The sequence below is a fragment of the Fibrobacter sp. UBA3718 genome (genome assembly GCF_002371935.1).
GTDB lineage: Bacteria > Fibrobacterota > Fibrobacteria > Fibrobacterales > Fibrobacteraceae > Fibrobacter.
In genome coordinates this window covers 186,903-207,815 of the sequence record NZ_DFHR01000013.1, presented here as the reverse complement: position 1 = coordinate 207,815, position 20,913 = coordinate 186,903, and the positions used below count along the sequence as shown (strand labels likewise).

Annotated in this window: 13 protein-coding genes; 8 read left to right on the top strand and 5 right to left on the bottom strand. The window is 53.7% G+C overall.

Annotated elements, in window-relative coordinates:
- The first annotated feature begins 4 nt into the window (after positions 1-4).
- The 3 genes from B4A77_RS04070 to B4A77_RS04060 are packed head-to-tail and all read left to right on the top strand — an operon-like array spanning position 5 to position 3,962.
- Positions 5-262 carry a Trm112 family protein gene (locus B4A77_RS04070; protein WP_290738558.1) on the top strand — a complete coding sequence of 86 codons (258 nt, stop codon included), beginning with the start codon at positions 5-7 and terminating at the stop codon, positions 260-262.
- Entirely contained in the window at positions 263-2,869 is a 2,607-nt protein-coding gene (locus B4A77_RS04065; protein ID WP_290738556.1) for a hypothetical protein, read from the top strand.
- Positions 2,862-3,962, top strand: coding sequence for a type IV pilus twitching motility protein PilT (locus tag B4A77_RS04060; RefSeq protein WP_073114012.1), 1,101 nt, complete (start codon positions 2,862-2,864; stop codon positions 3,960-3,962). The genes B4A77_RS04065 and B4A77_RS04060 overlap by 8 nt, the downstream gene beginning before the upstream one ends.
- A gap of 70 nt (positions 3,963-4,032) precedes the next feature.
- Here the strand turns inward: B4A77_RS04060 and B4A77_RS04055 are convergent, their stop codons facing one another.
- Positions 4,033-4,758, bottom strand: a complete 726-nt coding sequence (locus B4A77_RS04055) for an endonuclease (protein ID WP_290738553.1) — start codon at positions 4,756-4,758, stop codon at positions 4,033-4,035.
- Positions 4,759-4,821: 63 nt separating this feature from the next.
- Between B4A77_RS04055 and B4A77_RS04050 the strand changes: the two genes are divergently transcribed.
- Positions 4,822-6,120 (top strand): bifunctional folylpolyglutamate synthase/dihydrofolate synthase, encoded by a 1,299-nt coding sequence (locus B4A77_RS04050; protein WP_290738550.1) that lies wholly within the window; start codon positions 4,822-4,824, stop codon positions 6,118-6,120.
- Here B4A77_RS04050 and xseA read toward each other — a convergent pair.
- Positions 6,117-7,385 carry an exodeoxyribonuclease VII large subunit gene (gene xseA, locus B4A77_RS04045; protein WP_290738547.1) on the bottom strand — a complete coding sequence of 423 codons (1,269 nt, stop codon included), beginning with the start codon at positions 7,383-7,385 and terminating at the stop codon, positions 6,117-6,119. The genes B4A77_RS04050 and xseA overlap by 4 nt on opposite strands.
- 123 nt (positions 7,386-7,508) lie before the next feature.
- Here xseA and B4A77_RS04040 point away from each other — a divergent pair, with 123 nt between their 5' ends.
- From B4A77_RS04040 to B4A77_RS04030, 3 genes are all read left to right on the top strand, one after another.
- Positions 7,509-8,246, top strand: a complete 738-nt coding sequence (locus tag B4A77_RS04040; protein WP_290738544.1) for a DsbA family protein — start codon at positions 7,509-7,511, stop codon at positions 8,244-8,246.
- Between the two features lie 98 nt (positions 8,247-8,344).
- On the top strand, positions 8,345-11,533 hold the full coding sequence (locus tag B4A77_RS04035) for a carbohydrate binding domain-containing protein (protein WP_290738542.1): 3,189 nt from the start codon (positions 8,345-8,347) through the stop codon (positions 11,531-11,533).
- A gap of 82 nt (positions 11,534-11,615) precedes the next feature.
- Positions 11,616-15,977 (top strand): carbohydrate binding domain-containing protein, encoded by a 4,362-nt coding sequence (locus tag B4A77_RS04030; RefSeq protein ID WP_290738539.1) that lies wholly within the window; start codon positions 11,616-11,618, stop codon positions 15,975-15,977.
- Positions 15,978-16,041: 64 nt separating this feature from the next.
- Here the strand turns inward: B4A77_RS04030 and B4A77_RS04025 are convergent, their stop codons facing one another.
- Positions 16,042-16,485 (bottom strand): hypothetical protein, encoded by a 444-nt coding sequence (locus B4A77_RS04025; RefSeq protein WP_173366924.1) that lies wholly within the window; start codon positions 16,483-16,485, stop codon positions 16,042-16,044.
- Positions 16,486-16,504: 19 nt separating this feature from the next.
- Complete coding sequence (gene glgB / locus B4A77_RS04020; RefSeq protein WP_290738535.1) at positions 16,505-18,721, bottom strand: 1,4-alpha-glucan branching protein GlgB; 2,217 nt, start codon at positions 18,719-18,721, stop codon at positions 16,505-16,507.
- Between the two features lie 257 nt (positions 18,722-18,978).
- On the opposite strand from glgB, the gene B4A77_RS04015 reads away from it, so the two are divergent.
- Positions 18,979-19,413, top strand: coding sequence for an acyl-CoA thioesterase (locus tag B4A77_RS04015; protein WP_290738533.1), 435 nt, complete (start codon positions 18,979-18,981; stop codon positions 19,411-19,413).
- 17 nt (positions 19,414-19,430) lie between these two features.
- On the opposite strand, the gene B4A77_RS04010 is transcribed toward B4A77_RS04015, so the two are convergent.
- A complete protein-coding gene (locus B4A77_RS04010) occupies positions 19,431-20,861 on the bottom strand; it encodes an aldehyde dehydrogenase family protein (protein WP_290738529.1) in 1,431 nt (476 codons plus the stop codon).
- Positions 20,862-20,913 lie beyond the last annotated feature (52 nt).

Below are 20,913 nucleotides of genomic sequence, written 5' to 3'. Positions count from 1 at the left end.
CTTTATGTTCGACTATAAACTCTTGGATATTCTTTGCTGCCCCGAGACTCGGGGTAAACTCCGTATGGCAGATGACGCCCTTTTGGCGACCATCAACAAGGCCGGTGCCGCAGGAACCCTCAAGAATGCGGCTGGCGAAAAGATTTCTGAAACTTTGACCGAGGTCCTTGTGAACGAGGCGGGCTCCCGTGCCTATATCGTTCGCGAAGGAATTCCTGTTCTTTTGACGGACGAAGCGATCTTGCTTCCCCTGGAGGGATAAATGGCCGTTACACTGGATACCCTGAAAAAGTCTATTGGCAAGAAGAAGGCGAAGTCTATGGCTTTCTCCTGGCTTGCCGACTATGAGTTCATGGCGGGAGACGTCGACAATGCGCTTGCCCGCGTGGATGCCGGTTTGCAGCTTTATCCGGGCGACATTCCCGGCATGCTGGTTCGCGCCAAGATTTTGTTCCAGCAGGGCAAATTCCTGGATTGTGTCGAAGAATGCAAGCGTGTCCTGGAAAAGGATCCGTTCTGCCTTTCGGCGCAGAAGCGCATGGGCGATGCTTACGATCAGCTGATTGGCCTTGCTGCCGGGGAAGAGGAAGCGCAGGAAAATACGGGAAACCGCAACCGCTGCTATCGCCGTGTTCACGATATGGATCCGCTCGATACGTTCTGGAAAGAAGAATACGAAGCTGTTCCTGAAACCTTGGGTGCTGCCGCCGTTGCCGGTGCTGCAGCCCTGGGGGAGGCCGACTTTGCGATGCCCGATATGGATGCAGCTGCAGACGTGGCTGCCGAGCCCGAGATGGAAACGGCCTCTGCCGAAACCGAAGCGCCTGCTGCGGAAGAATCGGATTCCCTTTTCGACAAGTCCCTCGACATGGATATCGATACTCCGGCCGAGGAGCCTGCTCCGGAATTTACGCTGACCGAGGAACCCGCCGAACCAGCCAAGCCGGCCTCTCCGTTCTCCATGGCGGACGACGATCCGTTCGCTTCGTTGAAGTCGCTTGGTGTTGAAGATGACTCCGTCGATGAATCCGCGATGGATACCCTGGAGAACTCGCTGAATTCCGCGCTGGATTCTGCCGAGACGGACATTACTCTCGACGAGGATGCCGCTCCGAGCGAAGAAATCTCCGGCAATGACGTGGATTCCGCGTTCTCGAATTTCTTTGGTGACGAAAGCGATGATCTTGAAACTGAATCGTCTCAGTCTTCCGCTCCGTCTTCTCCGTTTGCACAGATGGATTTGCCGACGAGCCTGGACGACGAACCCGTGGCTCCGCAACCCAAGGACGAGGATGTTTTCGGTTCGGAGAATGTCGAGGACAAGCCGCAGAGCATTGACGATGCGTTTGGCGATATCTTCGGCGAAGACGAACTTCCCGAAGAATTGCCCTCTTCCGCTCCGGCACTGGAATCTACGCCTGCTCCTGAAGAATCCTCGTTTGGTTCGGGTCTCTTCGAAAAGTCGGCGGATGCCGATATGGGCGTGGGCTCTGATGAGAATTCTCTGAAACTCGACGAGCCCGAACTGGAGGAGCCGGAAGCCGACAAGCCGCAGAGCTTGGACAGCGCGTTCAACGATATCTTTGGCGAGGATGAACTTCCCGAAGAAAAGCCTGCTGAACCGGCTGCCGAGGATGCTTCTGCAAATGAAGATGAATTCTCCCTGGGACTTGATCTGCCGGTCGAGGATGCTCCTGCAACTGAGGCTCCCGCTGCGGATGACGTGTTGGATCTCGATAGCGAAGACCTGACGTTCGGCGAGGAAAAGGCTTCCGAGGACGAATCGCTCGAACTGCCGGCCGAAGAAGAAGCGGTTCCCGAGGAACCCGCTGCTGAAGAGACCGCTGTGGAAGAACCCGCTGCGGAAGAACCGGTTGTCGAGGAAACGAATGCCGAGGAACCTGCTGTCGAAGAACCTGTAGTTGAACAAACTATTGCCGAAGAACCGTCTGTTGCAGAGCCCGAAGTAGCTGATGATGGCGGTATCCATGTGCAAAGTGCTCTTGACGCTCTCTTTGCCGATGATGACGAACTTCCGGAAGAACATGCCCCTGCATCGGATATGCCCGAAGCTGTGGCCGAGGACTCCCTTGTAGAAAGTGCTCCCGAAGAAGAAAAGGTCGAATCTGTTGCTGATGAAAACAAATTAAATGATGAGGATTCGCTTTCCAAGGAAATGGGAGACGCCTTCTCGACGCTGTTCGCCGATGACGATGATTTGCCGGTAGATGAATCCAATGCTGATGCGTCTGCGGAACTTCCGGAACAGGAGGCTGTGGCTTCGCAGGAAGACACGGGTGCTGCTATTGAAGAAGCGCCGCTTGCCGATCCGACTCTCGAATCGGATTTGGACAAGTCGTTCAGCAGCCTGTTTGGTGAAGACGATTCTGTTGCAGAATCTGAACCTGCCAAGGATATTCCCGCTGAAGAATCTGCTCCGACCGCGGATGCCGATGTTGCGCAGGAATCCGTGGAATCTTCGACGGATCACGAAAGTCTTGAATCCGAATTCTCCGGTGCGTTCAAGGAACTCTTCAACACCGATGACGATTCTCTTGATGAAAAGGAATCGCTCCCGAACAACAAGGGGATGGATTTCCTGATGTCGGGGGATTCCGATGACGAAGTCGTTGCCGGACTTGTTTCGGATCCGAATGTTCCTTTGGACAAGCTGCCTTCCGAAATAGACCCGAGTAGGAACACGCAGACTCTTGCTGAAATTTATTTTGAACAGGGCTACTACGACAAGGCTCTCGACATGTACAGGGACTTGGCGAGCAAAGATCCCGAAAACGAGGCTATAGCCAAGCGTTTGACCGAAGTCCAGAAGGCCTACGATTCCAAGTTCGGAGGCGAACAGAATGGCTGATTTGAGAATCGAGCAGCTGCTCCGTGCGATGGTCGAGAACAAGGCTTCCGACTTGCACATCCGTACGGGCGTTCCCCCGATTTACCGTATTAACGGTGCACTGACAAAGTTGTTCGAAACCCGCGTGGATGCCGGCATGATGGATTCCTTCATGGACGACATCATGAACCGCGACCAGAAAAACCGTTTCGAGACGAACAAGGAATGCGACTTTGCCGTGGGCGCCCGCGACATGGGCCGTTTCCGTGTGAACGTTTTCCGCCAGCGCGGCACGATTGCCATGGTGATTCGTCACATCAAGGCGAAGATTCCTGCGTTCGAGGAACTTCACCTGCCCGAAGTTATCCGTGACCTTGCGCTTACTCGCCGTGGCCTAGTGCTTGTGACGGGTACGACGGGTTCGGGTAAGTCGACGACGCTTGCTTCCATGCTGGATTACATCAACCAGACGGAAGCGGTGAACATCATTACCGTCGAAGACCCGATTGAATACCTTTACCGCGACAACAAGTCCATCATTTCGCAGCGCGAGATTGGCGTGGATACGCTTTCGTACGCGAATGCCCTGCGCGCCGCCCTCCGTCAGGACCCGGACGTGCTGCTGGTGGGCGAAGTCCGTGACCTCGAGACGATGCAGATTGCGCTGACTGCGGCCGATACGGGCCACATGGTGTTTGCGACCATCCATACGACGAACGCGACCGAAACGATTCAGCGTGTGCTTTCGATGTACCCGCCGCACCAGCACGACGAAATCCGTATTCTCCTTTCTGAAGTGCTTGCGGGTATTATTTCGCTGCGCTTGTTGCCGACTGCCGATGGCAAGGGCCGTGTGCCCGCTGCCGAGGTGCTCGTGAATACTGCTGCCATCAAGGAATACATCCGTGACAAGGACAAGCTTTCGCTGGTGGAACACGCCATTGCCGAAGGCCACATGCAGTATCATAGCCAGACGTTCGACCAGGCTCTGCTCGAACTTTACAAGACGGAGCAGATTTCGCTCGAGACGGCAATGAATGCCGCCACGAACAAGGATGACTTCGATCTTAAGATTCGCGGTATTTCTGGTACGTCCGACCGCGGCTGGATGTAGTTTTACTCAGAGTCATACCGCAGCCTTACGAAGTAAGGCAAGTGTATCTACTAGAATCATCATGCCTGCATTACTGCGGGCATTTTTCGTACACGAAGGGGTTGTGGTCGCCTTGCACTTTGAAGATGCGGCGGTCGCGTTCGCATTCCTTTTCGGTGACGGGGTACATCTTGTTCCAGGCTTCGAAGAGCTTGCGGTCTTGATTCGATAGCTTTACGCCGTAGGTCTTTTCCATGTAGAAACTTGCGCGGGCGATGATTCCGCGGGCCTCCTCGCGGGGCTGCGCCTTCTTTTCCTTGAAGTCGACGATGGTCTTGCAGCCGCCGTACATGGGGGTGGGATTGTTGGTCCACTGGCTATACATGAAGTTGTTGCGGTCGCCGTTCACCTCGCCGATGGCGGGGTAGAGGTTGTGCATGTCGCCTTCCATCAGCTTGAAGGTCGTGTCGTTCGCGCTGCAGTTCTTGCGGCCGCCGTCCTTCCAGCACGGGCGAAAGTGCCCCATGTTGTGCGCGGTCACCATGTGTTCCCACTCGATGCGCTCGGCACGCTTGAAACTCTTGCGGTTCGGGTTCTCGCGCGGCTTGAAATCGCAACTGCTGAAGTCGACGTTCTTCTTGTCGTCGTATTTGCAGCCGCAGTAGAGCGTCTCCTGCAGCTCGCCGTAGTACACGCGCCGCAACTGCTTGCTCGCGTCGCGGTAGTTGTAGTGCTGCGGTGCGGCGGTCGGGTCCACGCGCGCAAAGGCAACGGCGGAAAAAGCCGCCAGGACGAGGGTAAGGCTCAATAATCTCATAATAAAAACCGTTTGTCGAACTTCGAAGAATATAACAAATGGCCAATATCTAAATTTGTGCCCATGCAAAATGCCGGTATGGAATATCTGGAATCGCGCCTGATGTTCGGGATGGTTCCCGGGCTTGAATCGACGCGTGCGCTTTGTGATGCGCTGGGCAATCCCGAAAGGAAGTTCAGGTCGATCCATGTGGTCGGTACGAACGGGAAGGGCTCTACGAGCTATTACCTTGCGGGCATATTGCAGGCGCATGGGAAAAAGACGGGCCTTTACGTGAGCCCGCACCTGGTAAGCCTGCGCGAGCGTATCCGGATTGACGATACGCCCATTTCAGATGAAGACCTAGACCGTCTATTGCTGCGCGTGAAGTCTGCGGCGCAGTCCGTGGCGGTGGAGCCTACGTTCTTTGAAGTCCTGACGCTGGTCGCCTTCCTCTATTATGCGGAACGGGGCGTGGATGTCGCTGTGCTCGAGGCGGGCATGGGCGGCAGGCTCGATAGCACCGCGGTCGCGGGTGGCGAGATTGCGGTCGTGACGAGCATCGGGCTTGAGCATACGGAAGTTCTCGGGCCTACCGAGTCCGCGATTCTTCGCGAAAAGATGGGTGTCGTGGGTGAATCGCGCGAGGTTGCATGCGGGAAAACATTTGTCGTTGGCGGAATCTCGGGCTCGCTACTTGCAGAAGCGCGTGAATACGCATCTGTACTCGGCTGCGACTGCGTTGTCCCTGAAATCCGCGACGACATTGAACTCCCGAACCTCGGCCATCACTATATCGAGAACGCGAGCCTTTCGCTTGCGGCCGCTGAGATCTTTTTGGACGGCGCGTATGACGATGTACTTGCGCGCGAAACGCTTCGGACCCGCTCCTGGGCGGGCCGTATGCAGCAGCTTACTGGCAAGGACTGCAAGACGCGTGTAATCCTGGACGGGGCGCACAATTCGCATGCCGTCCGCCGCCTGGTAGAATCGCTCGATACGTATTATCCGGGAAAGAAGTTCCATTGCCTGTTCGGCGCCCTCAAGGATAAGGACGTGGGGGAGATGCTTAAGCTCATGGCGCCGCACGTGTCGCACTGGCACCTTACGAAGACGCCGTACCCCAGGTTTCGCGAGCTTTCAGACCTGCGCGCGGAACTGGAATCGCTAAACCTTCCCGTGGCAAGCGAGGGCGAACTTTCGCGCGAATACCTGGACAAGGTTTTGGCCGCCTGCGATCTGGATGCGCAGAATGCCGACATGCCGCTCCTGATTACGGGGAGCCTCTACATGATTGGCGCGAGCATCGAACTGCTCCGCAACGATTACGGGGAACTTGCATTTTTCCGCGGGCTCTCCGCCACGACGAACGAACACCGCTAGCGTACGGTCGATTCTACGGTTCCGTCCCTGAACTTTGTCCGCAACGTGTCGCCGGACTTGAGCTGCGATGCGTTCCGCACGAACTTCCCGCTCGCATCGAGGGTGAGCGTGTAGCCTTTCGCAAGGGCCGTTTCAGGATCGGCGCTCTTGACTCTAAGCTCCAGCAACTTGTACTGGGAGTGAGCGAGGTCGAGAATCTTGCGCGTTCCCTGCCTCAGGCCTTCGCTGTTTCGGTCGAGCCTTGCGGTTTCGCCCTTTAGGATAAACTGCGTGTCTTTTTTCAGGTTGGCCGCGAATAGCGCGTGCTTTGTGCGTTCGGCGTGGATGCGGGCGGTCACCTTCTGCTGTAGCCACGAGGCGTTCTCGCTTAGCTTCTGGCGGCTCTCGGTGAGCATGTCGCGCGTGGAAATCGAGATGTTCCTTGCGACATCGACGAGGGCGTTCCAGCTTTCGCTGGCGCGTTCGACAAGCCGCTTGGCGCAATCCGTGGGCGTGATGCAGGAGAGGTGGGCCACCTCGTCGAGCAGGCTCTTGTCGATTTCGTGCCCGATGCCTGTAAATACCGGGATGGGGTAGTTCGCGACGGCACGGCAGAGCGCCTCGCTGTCGAAGTAGTTGAGGTCTGTCTTGGATCCTCCGCCGCGCACGATGCATACGACATCGATTTCGCTGTCGGCGATGAGTTTGTCCAAAGCATCGAGGACGCTGGATTCCGTGTCGTTGCCCTGCATCTTGGCATAAGCCGTCACGACGGTAAAGCGGAATGGCGATGCGGCGAGTCGCGTCGTGAAATCCTTGTAGGCGGCGGTCGATTCCCCCGTGATGAGCCCGACGCGCAGTGGCATCTGGGGTAGGGGTAGCGCCTTGTTTTTTTCGAGCAGGCCTTCCAGGGCAAGCTTCTTCAGGATGGCTGCCTTCGTGACGGCGAGTTCGCCCAGCGTATAGACCGGGTCGATGTCGAGGATCTTTGCCTGCAGCTTGCCGAAGGGAATGTAGACGTCTGCCTGGATGAGCAGGCAGACCTTGAGCTGTTCGCGGATGGTAAAAGGCGTGGGCGCGGTCTCCGTCTTGTGGCGGAGGGCGGCAAACTGGCCCGAAAAGCAGCTGAGGGCGATTGTCGCGATGGGTTTTACGTCCCCCTCCGCGAAATCGGCGATACTCATGTAGACAACCTTCTGTTTTTCGGTAATTTGCGTAATGACCCCATGGACCCACACTGCAGGGGTGTCCCTAAGCTTGTTGCTGATGGAGGTCATGTATTGCAAGACTGAAAATGTACGGGCGGGCTGTTCCATGATGGGAGAAGAATAGCAATTTTTTATATATTTCCCCATAAATGCGGGCGGACTTCGCCTGCCGGACTATTTGTTTCAACTAGAAGGAATAACATGAAACGTATCTCTATCGTCGCTATGGCAGTTCTTGCCGCAAGTCTCGTCGCCTGCAACCAGGCTTCTGCCGGTGGCTCGTTCAACCAGCAGGCCCGCCTCGACTCCCTCGAGAAGAAGGTTACCGAGCTGGAATCCAACCTGGAAGCTGTTGGCTACATTCTTGAAAAGCGCGCCGGCATGTCTATCGAGGATGCCAAGAAGGAAATGGAAGAGGCCAACAAGGTCTGGGACATCCCTGACGAAGACAGCCCGGTCTTTGGCAACACCAAGAACCCGAAGCTCACGATTGTCGAATTTACCGAATTCCAGTGCCCGTACTGCTCCCGTATCGCTCCTGTGATGGAGGAACTCAACAAGAAGTACCCGGACCAGATCAAGTTCGTCTACAAGCACTTCCCGCTCAGCTTCCACTCCAATGCCAAGGCCGCTGCCGCTTCCGCCATCGCAGCCCAGAAGCAGGGCAAGTTCTGGGAATACCGCTACGCTCTCGCTCCGCATAGCCGCGAACTCTCCGACTCCACCTACCTCGCCATTGCCAAGGAAATCGGCCTCGATGTCGAGAAGTTCAAGAAGGACATGGTTCTCGACTCCGCCATGAATGCCCGCATCGACAAGGATTTCCAGCTGGGCGTGAAGGTCGGCGTGCAGGGCACCCCGAACTTCTACATCAACGGCAAGCGCCAGGACCGCTTCAGCCCGGACCTCGTGGAGAAAATGCTCAAGGAAGCCAAGTAGTGTTTTCGGGCGTGCACGCAAATGATGCGGGCACGTCGCCGTTTTTGGCGGCAAAAATTTAAATTCAGAAAAACAAACAACAAACAAGGAAACGACATATGATTAAGCATACATTGAAAGTCGCGACCGTCATCCTAATGGGTGTCAGCGTGGCAGCAATGGCTCAGCCGAAACCTCCTCGCGTAGTTCCTTACAAGTTCTTCAACGAAGAGATGCCTGAAGGCGGCGATACCTATGCATACGGCGGCAAGAGCAAGGGCTTTACCGTTGATGACAAGAATGGTTACAAGTCCAAGGCGGCTCTCAACCTCAAGCTTGATCCTAGCGAGTACTCTGGTGCCCAGATTTGCTTGAAGAACGACTTCTTCTTTGATATGGAGAAGGTTATGCTTGACGGCAAACTGGAACTCATGGTCAAGGGCAAGAAGGGCGGTGAATCCCTTATCGTTGGTCTTCTTGACGAAAAGAATTCCGACGGCAAGGAAACTCAGGTCAAGCTCACTGTCAACAAGTACATCGAAGGCGGCGCCATTACGACGGATTGGAAGAAGGTTTCCATTCCTCTCGTGGACTTCCCGGACCGCGGCAAATACTGGGACAACACCCGTAAGTCCGAATTCCCGGCCCGTATCGACTGGAAGAAGATTTACGCAATTCGTCTTTCTATCGACAAGGGTTCCGCCAAGGATTTCGAAATCTGGGTGGACAACATCGAAATCGTGAAGACGGGCAAGAAGGCTCCTCCGAAGAAGAAGATTGTCTACTGGGATGAAAACGAGGACGTTATCAACGGCCCGAAGAACCCCGAAAAGCTCGACGGCAAGGTCAAACCTGTTGCCAACGGCGTGTTCTACGACAACCGCGTCAAGGGCTTCAGCTACAGCTACGGTGGCCTTTCTGCCCAGCGCGAAGCTGAATCCAAGACTGCGGGCAACCCGAACGTGCTCGCCCTCTACATCGATAACAACGACTGGTCCGGCGTGACCTACTCCATTGGCGAAGGCAAGTACATCGACCTCTCCAAGGTGCGCAATAAGGGCGGTCTCTACTTCTGGATCAAGGGTAAGCTCGGCGGCGAAAAGGTTTACGTCGGTATCCTCGATAACCAGGGCAACGACATCAAGAGCCAGACCAAGATCAGCCTGAACGACTGGATTGAAGGCTCCAAGGTCGGTACGGACTGGAAACTCGTCAAGATTCCTCTGAAGAAGTTCAATGACAAGGGCAAGGCTTGGGACGCCAACAAGCAGGCCGAAGTCGCTAAGGACGTGCAGTGGAACAAGATTCAGGAAGTCCGCTTCTCCGTCGGCAAGGGCGAGAACCAGGGTGAACCGGGCAAGCCGGCTCCTGTGACCATCTTCGTCGACCAGATCACCTTCACCGAGACCATCGACTGGGTTGACCCGGATATCAAGTGGGACAACTGGAAGTCCAAGGCTCCGGATGTCGTGATTTCCGACTTCGAAGGCAAGTTCGCCAAGGATAACTGGGAACCGTCCAAGGGCCCGAAGTCCAAGGTCGAAGTTGAAATGCCGTTCAAGACCTCCAAGCTCGACGGCAACTCCCTCAACGTGAAGCACTTCGAAATGTCCGACTGGGTGGACGTCGTGCTCGACTTCACCAAGAACGGTGCTAACCACGATAACAAGCAGCGTGACTGGACCAACCACTGGGGCCTCATGTTCGACGTCTACTCTGAACGTGCATGGCAGTCCATCACGGTCCAGATCGGTGATGCCGGCAACGAACTCTTCGTGTCCAACACCGGTGTGCCTCGCGGCCGTACCACTGTGATCGTGCCGTTCCGCACCTTCAGCAAGTTCCCGTACTACCAGCCGCCTACCGCCAAGGAAAACGGCGTGTTTGACCTCAAGGGTGTTGTCTCTCTCGACTTCAAGCCGGGTGGAGAAGGTTCCAACGGTAGCTTCGAAATCGACAACATCAAGCTCACCAACCAGAAGGAAGTCAAGGCTGCTGCCCGTCCGGCTGTCGTGAAGGTTGACGTGAAGGGTACCGGCGATGTTCTCAACCCGAACATCTCCGGCGGCCTCTTCGGTATCAACGCTGCCCTCTGGGATGGCGACATGCTTGACAATCCGAAGTTCAAGGTCCAGACCCGCGAATACGTGAAGCGCATCAACCACGGCATCATCCGTTACCCGGGTGGTCTCCGCGCCGATGACGACCACTGGAAGGAAATCCTCGACAACCACGACTGGATGGTCGATACCGACGAATTCCTCGAATGGCTCAAGAAGACCGGTTCCAACGCAATGTTCACTGTGAACTTCGGTTCCGGCACTGAACAGGAAGCCGCTGCCTGGGTGAAGCACACCAACATCGACAAGAAGGCCGGCATCAAGTACTGGGAAATCGGTAACGAAGTCTACGGTAACTGGCACCCGTACTATGAAAAGTATGGTAAGGACGGCGGTACCATCTATGGTAAGCGCGCCCGCAAGTTCATCGAGGCCATGAAGAAGGTCGACCCGACCATCAAGGTCGCCGTGCTCGGCGTGCTCGATGGCGCATGGAACGACAACGTGCTCAAGGAAACCGGTGACATTGCCGACGGCATCATCGTTCACCACTACCCGCAGCACTACGGTGAAGAAAACGATTTCGCCATGCTCAGCTCTCCGCAGGACCTCGTGCCTATCTACAGCCGCCTGCACAAGCTTGTGGACAAGTGGACCAAGCACTTCAACAAGGACAAGAAGTTCGAACTCTGGCTCACCGAATGGAACTCCGTGGACTTCAACCCGGGTCCGCAAACAATCTCTGTCGAAAACGGCCTGTTCGTTGCTGACTACCTCGCTATGCTCGCCACCGAGAACGTGGACAATGCACAGTACTGGGATATCCACAACGACATCACTCCGGAAGGCGGTGACTACGGTTACCTGACCCGTTCTGCCGAAGAGTGCATGAACTGCCCGCGTCCGAGCTACTGGGCATTCCAGATGGCTTCCGACGCTCTCCGCGGCAAGCTCCTCAAGACCGTGATTACCGGTGACAAGGAATCGCTCATCACGACCTACTACACCGAAAACGGCAAGAAGAAGAGCCTCCTCGTGATTAACAAGAGCCCGTACAGCGACTACGAACTCAAGATTGACATTCCGGGCTTCAAGGGCAAGGCCACCGTCCAGACGCTTGACAAGAGCTCCGAAAAGCTCAAGGCCGGCTGGGAAAATGACCCGTCCAAGAAGGCCAAGAAGGGTGTCGACGTGAGCAAGCCGATCAAGGTCGGCAAGCGCACCGTCACGCTCATCACGATTGAGTAAGCAATCGTTTCCAGAGTAAAGCATTCCCCTGCTCATTAAGAGCGGGGGATTTTCTTTTACTATTTTTTCCCAGGAGATGAAAATGTCAAGAAATTCGCTGTTGTTTTTGTTGCTGTTATGCTCGATTCTTCACGCGGGGCATATATATGTCGCTGTTGTCGAAACGATTTCTGATAAGAATGTCATTACCCGTGATGAAAAATTGTTCCTCACGGACAAACTTCGTGAAAGCGCCCAAAGAGTCTTGCCCTCTCGTATGGGGTATGTCATCATGACTCGTGAAAATATCCAAGAGATGCTGCCTCCTGGAAAGGTTATAGAGGATTGCGAAGGGCAATGCCTTGTTGAAACGGGTAAGAATATCAATGCAAATTACATCGCCCAAGCTCGCGCAGGGCGTGTGGGGTCAAAATTGTCCTTGACTGTTGAACTATATGCGACGAATGGGGCCAATGTTGTTAGTTATTTTACCATTCGAAGTTCTAATGTGGACGGTTTGGTTGATGAACTTGAACGTAAGGCCGATGGCATGTTTAGGGCTATTACTGTAGGAAAGTCGAATTCAGGTCATACGGGATTTAGTGATCTAGATTTGGGACAGGATTACAAAGGGGATTCTCGTTCGTTCTATTTAGTCCACATGGATACTCGGCCTACAGGAGCCATGGTCAGTATTGATGGCCGCCCCAATGCCGGTTGTAGGAGTACTCCGTGCGGTATTGAATTGGTAGAAGGTGAACATAGTTTTTCCTTTGCAATGGAGGAGTATTCCGACAAAGATACAGTTGTCAATGTACGTGCAAATGGAGAACGGTATATTGTGGATTTGATGCCGAATTTTGGTATACTTACGATTAATCCTGCTACAGATGAACGCTTCGATGACATTGAAGGCTTGTCTATTTTTGTAGATGATGCACTCGTTTCATCGAAGGAAATACGATTGTCTCCTCAAAGAAAACACAAGATTCAGATAAAGAGTGCCTGCTATGAGCCCGTTTCGTTCGAAGTGTCTGTGAAAAAAGGCGACAAGATAGTGTTCGACAAGCCTCTTGTTGCTGCCAAGGGTACTCTGCTTTTGAGGGCGACAAAGGATAATCAGCCTGTATCTGAGATGGTCTACATAGACGGTCGCCCTATGGGAAACACTCCTTTTAATAAGGATATTCCGATATGTTCCAAAATAGCAATTGGTAAAAACCAGAACCCGGTTCCGGTTAGAGTTAAGTATCATGACAAAACAGATTATACCTATGTTTTAGAGAGCAAGAAAAAGCCACAGAGCGAAGGTTCTGGACGGCCTGGGCAGACTTATGATTCCGATGGAGCCGATTTTGATACACCCCGTGATGTTGTTTATATATTTTTCGATGAGCAGTATCGTCCGGGTGGTTTCGACTACTCCTACGGTGGCACCAGCAAGGGTGTGACCATCGCGAAGGACGGCGGCTACAAGTCCAAGGCCGCCCTGAACATCAAGCTGGATCCCAGGGAATATTCCGGCGCAAGTATTTCTCTTTACAACGAAACTTTTAATTTGAAAAAATTGATGCAATGGGACTCTCGTTTGGAGTTTATGGTTAAGGGGAAAAATGGAAATGAAAATTTTTCTGTAGGTCTTCTAGATGAAGATATTTCTGATGGCAAGAAGACGATGGCTAGGCTCCCGGTGAATAAATTTATTCAGGGGGGGAGTGTGACTAGAACTTGGAAGAAGGTCTCTATCCCTCTTGCGGCTTTTCCGGCCAGGGGTCTATACTGGGACAATAAGCGCAAGGTGGAAATCCCCGCTCGTGTGGAATGGGATAAAATCTCCGAAATTCGTTTTGCTATTGACAAGAGCGGAGATAGGGAATTCGAAATGTGGGTGGACAATATTGTAATCGTGAAGGGAAAAAACCAAGTTTCGCCGAAAAAGGATATAGTCTATTGGGATGAAAATGATGATGTAATCAATGGCCCTCGCAATCCGGAACGGTTGGATGGCAAGGCAAAAGCATTTGCAACATTCTATGATAATGGTGTTAAGGGTTTTAGCTATTCTTATGGTGGACTCACTAGTCAGCGCGAAGCCCGGTCTGGAATGTCTGGTAATCCGAATGTTCTTGCCATGTATATTGATAACAATGATTGGTCTGGTGTGACGTACTCACTGGGCGAAGGCAAGTATTTCGACCTCTCAAGAATCCGTAACAAGGGCGGTCTCTACTTCTGGATTAAGGGTAAACTCGGCGGCGAAAAGATCTATGTGGGAATCCTCGACAATCAGGGTAACGATACCAAAACCCAAACCAAAATCAGTTTGAATGACTGGATTGAAGGCGGTAAGGTCGGCACCGACTGGAAACTCGTGAAGATTCCACTCAAGAGGTTTAGTGATAAGGGACGAGCTTGGGACGCAAACAAGCAGGTCGAAGTCTTAAAAGATATGCAGTGGAGTAAAATACAGGAAATTCGATTCTCTGTGAACAAGAACGAAAATAAGGGTGAACAGGGTAAGCCTTCTCCTGTGACTATCTTTGTGGACCAGATAACCTTCACCGAAAATATTGACTGGGTTGATTCGGATGTCAAGTGGGATGACTGGTCTTCTCGGGCTCGAGATGTGGTTATTACCGATTTTGAAGGTGTGTATGCACAAGATGTATGGGAATTGTCCAAAGGACCGAATTCCAAGGCTTCATTCGAAATGCCTTATAAGAGTACAAGGTTAGATGGCAACTCCCTAATGGTCAAGAATTATGAATTGCATGATTGGGTGGATTTTGTTCTTGACTTTATAAAGAATAAGTCTCGTCACTCGGATATACAACGGGACTGGAGCAAACATTGGGGGCTCATGTTTGATGTGTTTTCAGAAAAGGCGTGGCAACCTATCACAATTCAGGTGCATGATTCGGGTCATGAGCTTTTCGTGGCAAATACGGGAGCGCCGAAGGGGCGTTCCACTGTGATTGTTCCGTTCAAGAATTTTATCAAGTTTCCCTATTACCAGCCGCCTAATGCCAAGCAAAACGGCGTGTTCGACTTGAATGGCGTTGTTGCTCTCGACTTCAAGCCGGGTGGAGAAGGCTCAAGGGGTCGCTTTGAAATAGATAACATAGCCCTTACCAATCAAAAGAAGGTCAAGGAAAGTTCCCGTCCATCTGTAATCCCTGTGGTGGTGAAAGGTACGGACAATGTCTATAATTCGAACATATCAAAAAATATTTTCGGCATCAATGCTGCCTTGTGGGATGGTGACCTGCTTGACAATCCGAAGTTCAAGGTTCAGACCCGCGACTTCGTGAGACGTGTCAACCACGGCATCATCCGTTACCCGGGTGGTCTTCGTGCCGATGATGACCACTGGAAGGAAATTCTTGATAACAAGGACTGGATGATCGATACCGACGAATTCCTCGAATGGTTGAAGAAAACCGGTTCCAAAGCTATGTTTACCGTGAATTTCGGCTCCGGCACCGAACAGGAGGCTGCAGCCTGGGTGAAGCACGCCAACATCGACAAGAAGGCCGGCGTTAAGTACTGGGAAATCGGTGATGAAGTCTTTGGTAACTGGCATCCGTACTATGAAAAATATGGAAAGGATGGCGGAACCATTTATGGTAAGCGTGCCCGCAAGTTCATTGAAGCCATGAAGAGGGTTGATCCCTCCATTAAGGTTGCTGTTGTTGGTGTGCTTGATGGTGCATGGAACGACAATGTGCTTAAGGAAACTGGAGACATTGCTGACGGTATAATTATTCATCATTTCCCGCAACATTTTGGCGAAGAGAACGATTTTGCCATGCTCAGCGCCCCGCAAGAATTAGCTCAGGCAATCCTTCGCCTTCGTAAGGTTGTGGACAAATGGAGCGATCGTTACAATAAAGACAAGAAGATAGAGCTTTGGCTTACCGAATGGAATTCTGTTGACTTCAACCCTGGTCCGCAGACACTTTCTGTTGAACAAGGTTTGTTTGTCGCTGATTATCTCGGTATGCTTGCAACATTGAGGATAGATAATGCTCAGTATTGGGATGTCCATAATGACTTGACCGAGGAACGAGGCGATTACGGCTATTTGACACGTTCTGCAGAGCCTTGCATGAACTGCCCGCGTCCCAGTTATTGGGCGTTTCGGATGGCATCGGACGCTTTGCGAGGCAAGCTCTATAAAACAGAAATCAGAGGAGATAATGATTCGTTCCTCACGACTTACTATACGATAAATGATGGCAAGAAAAGCCTCCTTGTAATCAATAAGAGTCCCTATAGTGATTACGATTTGAAAATTGATATTCCTGGATTTAGGGGGAGGGCTACTATCCAGACATTAGACAAAACCTATGAGATTCTCAAAGAAGGCTGGGCAAATGATCCCTCCAAGAAGACAAAAACAGTTGATGTGAGCGAACCCATTAGAGTTGGCAAGCGCTCTCTGTCGCTTATTACCGTTGAATAAGGCTAAGCTAAACAGCAGAAAACCCCGGCATTTCGCCGGGGCTTTTTGTATAGGGAAGAATGTTTTAGTTTTCTTTTAGGGAGTCAGATGCTTGTCCGGCATCTTTCTTGTCTTTAGAGGGCCTGTCGAAACCGCCGGCATCTTCAAAACGCTTTTGGTCTTCGGCCGACATGTGGGCGACTTTATCTGCAATTGTGAGTGCCATGAAACAGGCTGGCATAATACCTGAATCACACTTTTGGGAAAGGTCTTTTGCTATTTGGGCTAGAGCTTCCGGTGTTCTTGCGTAACCGCCTGCATTTTCGAACCGTAGCTTGCCTTCGGGCGTCATTGCTGCGACAGTGTCGATAAAAGAGAGGAATACGAAGCAGGAACGGATGTCTCCTGATTCACATTTTTGCGAAAGCTCTTTGGCTTCTTGAGCTTTGGCTTCTGGATAGTTGTCGCTGGCACCTAGTGAGAATGCGGATGCCGCAGCGAGTGCAACAGCGAAACGCCGAAATTTCATAAGAAGCCCTTTGCCTGTATTATCGTTCGAGCTGGAAGAACACGGCGGCGAGCGGCGGCAGCTGGATGTTCAGGCTGCAATCGCGGTTCTGCCACGGGATGTCCTGCGTCCAGACTTCGCCGAAGTTCCCGACGTTGGAACCGCCGAACATGGCCGCGTCCGTGTTGAAGATTTCCTTCCAGGCTCCGCGCGAGGGGGCTCCCAGGCGGTAGTCGTTGCGTACGACCGGCGTGAAGTTGAACACGCACAGAATCTGGTTCCCGTGGTCGTCCTTGCGCACGAAACTCACGATGGAATTGTCCGCATCGTCGCACCAGATCCATTCGAAACCGGTGTAGTAGTGGTCGATTTCCCAGAAGGGCGCATTTTCCTTGTAGAGGTGGTTCAGGACCTTCATCATCTCGAGCAGCTTTCCGTGGCTGTCCCAGCTGATGAGGTGCCAGTCGAGCGACTGCTTCTCGTTCCATTCACGCCACTGCCCGAACTCGTTGCCCATGAAGTTGAGCTTCTTGCCCGGATGCGCGTACTGGAACGCGTAGGTGAGGCGGAGGTTCGCGAACTGCTGCCAGTTGTCGCCCGGCATCTTGCGGAGCATGGAGCCCTTGCCGTGGACCACTTCGTCGTGGCTGAACACCTGGATGAAGTTCTCGCTGTAGGCGTACATCATGCTGAATGTCAGCTGGTTGTGGTGGTACTTGCGGTGGATGGGTTCGTGCTCGATGTAACTCAGGAAGTCGTTCATCCAGCCCATGTTCCACTTGTAGTGGAATCCGAGACCGCCCTGTTCAGGCGGACGCGTGATAGAGGGGAAGCTCGTGGATTCTTCGGCAATCAGGATGGCGTGCGGAGTGAGGCGGCCCATGATGCTGTTCAGGTGCTTCAGGAACTCGATGGTATCGTAGTTGATGTTGCCACCGTCCTTGTTCGGCACCCACTGGCCGGGGCCCTTGCCGTAGTCGAGGTAAAGCATGGAGGCCACGGCGTCGACGCGGAGGCCATCGCAGTGGAATTCCTTGAGCCAGTACATCGCGTTCGCGATAAGGAAGTTCTTGACTTCGTTGCGGCCCAGGTTGAAGATGTAGGTGCCCCAGTGCGGGTGTTCGCCCTGGCGCGGGTCGGCGTGCTCGTAGCAGGCGGTGCCGTCGAAACGGCCGAGCGCGTGCGCATCCTTCGGGAAGTGGGCGGGAACCCAGTCGAGAATCACTCCGATTTCGTTCTGGTGGCAAAGGTCCACAAAGTGGCGGAACTGGTCGGGCGTGCCATAGCGGCTCGTGGGGGAGTAGTAGCCCGTCACCTGGTAGCCCCAGGATTCGTCGAGCGGGTGTTCCGCGAGCGGCAGGAATTCGACGTGCGTGTAGCCCATCTCCTTCAGGTAGGGGATGAGGCGTTCGGAAAGTTCGTCCCAGTTGAGGAAACGGTCCGGATTCGCGGGGTCGCGGCGCCAGGAACCGGCGTGGACCTCGTAGATGTTCATCGGGGATCCGAAGACCTTGGTGGCCCAGTGGGTCTTCATGTAGAGCTCGTCGCCCCATTCGTAGCCGTCGAGGTGGGTCGTGATGGAGGCGGTGGCCGGGCGGACTTCCGCGAGCTTTGCAAGCGGGTCGATCTTTACGTGCAGGTTACCGTCTGCGCCGTGGATTTCGAAGCGGTAGAGTTCGTTTTCGCCGAGGTTCGGGATGAATATTTCCCAGATACCGGAGCTGCCGAGCATGCGCATCTGGTGACGGCGGCCGTCCCAGCTGTTGAAGTTGCCGACGACGGAGACCGCGCGGGCGTTCGGGGCCCATACGGCGAACTGTACGCCCTTGAAACCCTGGTGTTCCACGAGGTTTGCGCCCAGCTTGCGGTAAAGTTCGTAATGCGTGCCGGTCGAAATCAGGTGGCGGTCGAATTCGGTGAGAACGGGCTGGAATGCGTACGGATCGGTAAGCGTGTATTCGATTCCGTCGCCCTGCTTGATGATGAGGTTGTAGAAGAACGGCTCGTAGTCCATGTCGAGGATGGCTTCGAAGAAACCCGTGTCGCCGAGCTTCATGAAGTCGAATTCCACTTCGCCGTCGCAGGATTCACCACGGATGAACGCGGCCTGCGGCTGGTACGTGCGGATGACCGTCTTGATGCCTTTATCGGTTTCGAGCGGGTGGATGCCCAGAATCGAGAACGGGTCCTTGGTCTTGAAGTCCCAGATGGCCTGCATGTCCTCGGCAGAAAGGCTCGTAAAGTCGTTCCAATCCATACAATCTCCTGTAAAACGCCTTGTTATACACATTAAATATAATTTTCCAAACGAAAAATAAATTTTAAAAGCGAGAATAAAAAACAAATTACAAGGTTTTTTTGCGTAAGAACAATAGAAGCGTCGGCCAAGGATGGGGAGGGTGCAGGGAGGGGCCCGTGCGGCCTTCGCAACTCTGAGCTGGGGCCCCTCCCGCATAATTATTTTTCAATGTTATTTGAGTTGAAAAAACTATTTTTAGAAAAAAAGGAAATATTATGGCTATTGCGATGGAAGAAACGGTGAACCCGATGCAGTTCACGCAAGTGTTCAAGGTGACACCCGAGATGATTGACGACAACCACCACTTCAACAACGTCTGGTCGGTCAAGTGGATCCAGGATATCGCGATTGCCCATTCCGATTCCGTGGGCGGCACGCAGCTGATGAAGAGCGTAGGTGCCGGCTGGATGATACACGTTCAGCACATCGAGTACAAGAACCAGGCGTTCCTAGGCGATGAAATTCGCGGGACGACCTGGGTGGCGGCGTACGGACGCGTGGCGAGCCTGCGCAAGTGCCGATTCGAACGCGTATCCGACGGCAAGGTCATCTTTGAATCCGAGACGCAGTGGGTGCTCGTGGACCTGAACCGCGGCCGCCCCATGGCCATCACCGACGAGATGAAAAAACTGTACGTCGAGGGCGTGTAGACCGCTTCGGCGTGACGCTAGCCTAGAACTTTTTTGGCAAGATGCTGGATTATTGCGCGCCAGCCCTTGTCGCTTGCCTTGTGGTAAGGCGGATACAGGAACGATAGCGGGTCGAATGCGCCCTGGTGCATCACGTTGCGCTCGTGGCTGAACGTCTTGAACCCGTAAATCCCGTGGTAATTGCCAGTGCCGCTCATGCCTACGCCCCCGAAGGGTACAGAGAGGTTCTCGATTTGCAAGATGCAGTGGTTCACGCAGGTTGAACCCGAGGTGGTTTCTCGCAGCACGCGGTCGATGTCACGGCTCGACTTCCCGAAGATGTAAAGTGCGAGCGGTTTCGGGCGTGATTGCACGAACTGGATTGCCTCGTCGAGCGAATCGTAGGCGACAATCGGGAGGATGGGCCCGAAGATTTCGCTTTGCATGATATCCATGTCGGGAGTGACGTCGGTAAGTACGGTCGCGGGCGTGTAGCGGTCTGCGCTCTCGCAATAGACGGCGCCGCCGATGACGGCCTTCGCGCCCTTCGCAATAGCATCTTCGATAAGCGCCTTGTGGCGTTCGACGGCCCTGCTCTCGACAATGCGCACAAAATTCTCGCAGCTGCGGCGGGCTTCTTCCGTGTCGCCGTACATCTGCTTTATGTTGTCTGCAACGGCTTCGGCGAGCGGTTGCACTAGACGGCGCGGGCATAGCGCGTAGTCCGGCGCGATGCAGGTCTGGCCTGCGTTCAGGCACTTGCCCCAGGCGATTTTCCTGGCTGCATCTGCAATCTTCACATCGTCGAGGATGATGGTCGGGGATTTGCCGCCAAGTTCGAGCGTGATTCCGGCATGAACCTTCGCGGCGCATTCCGCGACGTGCGCGCCGACCTGCGGGCTACCCGTAAAGAACATGTGGTCGAAGGGGAGGGCGAGCAATCTATCTCCGACTTCGGCTCCGGCACCCTGCACTACGGCGATTTCGTGTTGTTCGAATATGCCTGCGATAAGCGATTCGAGGAATTCGCTCACATGGGGCGTCTTGTGGCTCGGTTTCGCGATAACGACGTTGCCTGCGGCTACGGCCGCCGCCACCGGGGCGATAAACAGCAGGAAGGGATAGTTCCACGGCGCCATGATAAGCACGCGGCCCTTCGGCTCGAAGTGGCTTACGCTCCTGTTCAGCGGGAACATCCAGCTCCAGCTGGCGGGCTTGTCTTCCATCCAGTCGGGGAGGTGCGCGATGTTGTAGTCGATTTCTTCGAGAGCGGGGAAAACCTCGGTGAGCCAGGCTTCGGTTCTCGGCTTGTGAAAGTCGGCCCAGACGGCATCGTAGAATTCCTGCTGGCGGTCTACAATTGCCTTGCGCAGTTTCTGCAGCTTGACAATGCGTTCCCTAGCGGTCGTGTTCGCGACCGCCCAACGCATTTTACCCTGTGCCTCGAAAATTTCTTCTAGAGAGTTCATCGCTAGATATTATAGTAAAAGGACGCGTCGATCTTGAATGAGATTGCTTCGG

Bases quoted from the DNA above. Each gene is read 5' to 3' on its own strand.
- B4A77_RS04070 (WP_290738558.1), top strand. From the start codon at position 5: ATGTTCGACTATAAACTCTTGGATATTCTTTGCTGCCCCGAGACTCGG.
- B4A77_RS04065 (WP_290738556.1), top strand. From the start codon at position 263: ATGGCCGTTACACTGGATACCCTGAAAAAGTCTATTGGCAAGAAGAAG.
- B4A77_RS04060 (WP_073114012.1), top strand. From the start codon at position 2,862: ATGGCTGATTTGAGAATCGAGCAGCTGCTCCGTGCGATGGTCGAGAAC.
- B4A77_RS04055 (WP_290738553.1), bottom strand. From the start codon at position 4,758: ATGAGATTATTGAGCCTTACCCTCGTCCTGGCGGCTTTTTCCGCCGTT.
- B4A77_RS04050 (WP_290738550.1), top strand. From the start codon at position 4,822: ATGCAAAATGCCGGTATGGAATATCTGGAATCGCGCCTGATGTTCGGG.
- B4A77_RS04040 (WP_290738544.1), top strand. From the start codon at position 7,509: ATGAAACGTATCTCTATCGTCGCTATGGCAGTTCTTGCCGCAAGTCTC.
- B4A77_RS04035 (WP_290738542.1), top strand. From the start codon at position 8,345: ATGATTAAGCATACATTGAAAGTCGCGACCGTCATCCTAATGGGTGTC.
- B4A77_RS04030 (WP_290738539.1), top strand. From the start codon at position 11,616: ATGTCAAGAAATTCGCTGTTGTTTTTGTTGCTGTTATGCTCGATTCTT.
- B4A77_RS04025 (WP_173366924.1), bottom strand. From the start codon at position 16,485: ATGAAATTTCGGCGTTTCGCTGTTGCACTCGCTGCGGCATCCGCATTC.
- glgB (WP_290738535.1), bottom strand. From the start codon at position 18,721: ATGGATTGGAACGACTTTACGAGCCTTTCTGCCGAGGACATGCAGGCC.
- B4A77_RS04015 (WP_290738533.1), top strand. From the start codon at position 18,979: ATGGCTATTGCGATGGAAGAAACGGTGAACCCGATGCAGTTCACGCAA.
- B4A77_RS04010 (WP_290738529.1), bottom strand. From the start codon at position 20,861: ATGAACTCTCTAGAAGAAATTTTCGAGGCACAGGGTAAAATGCGTTGG.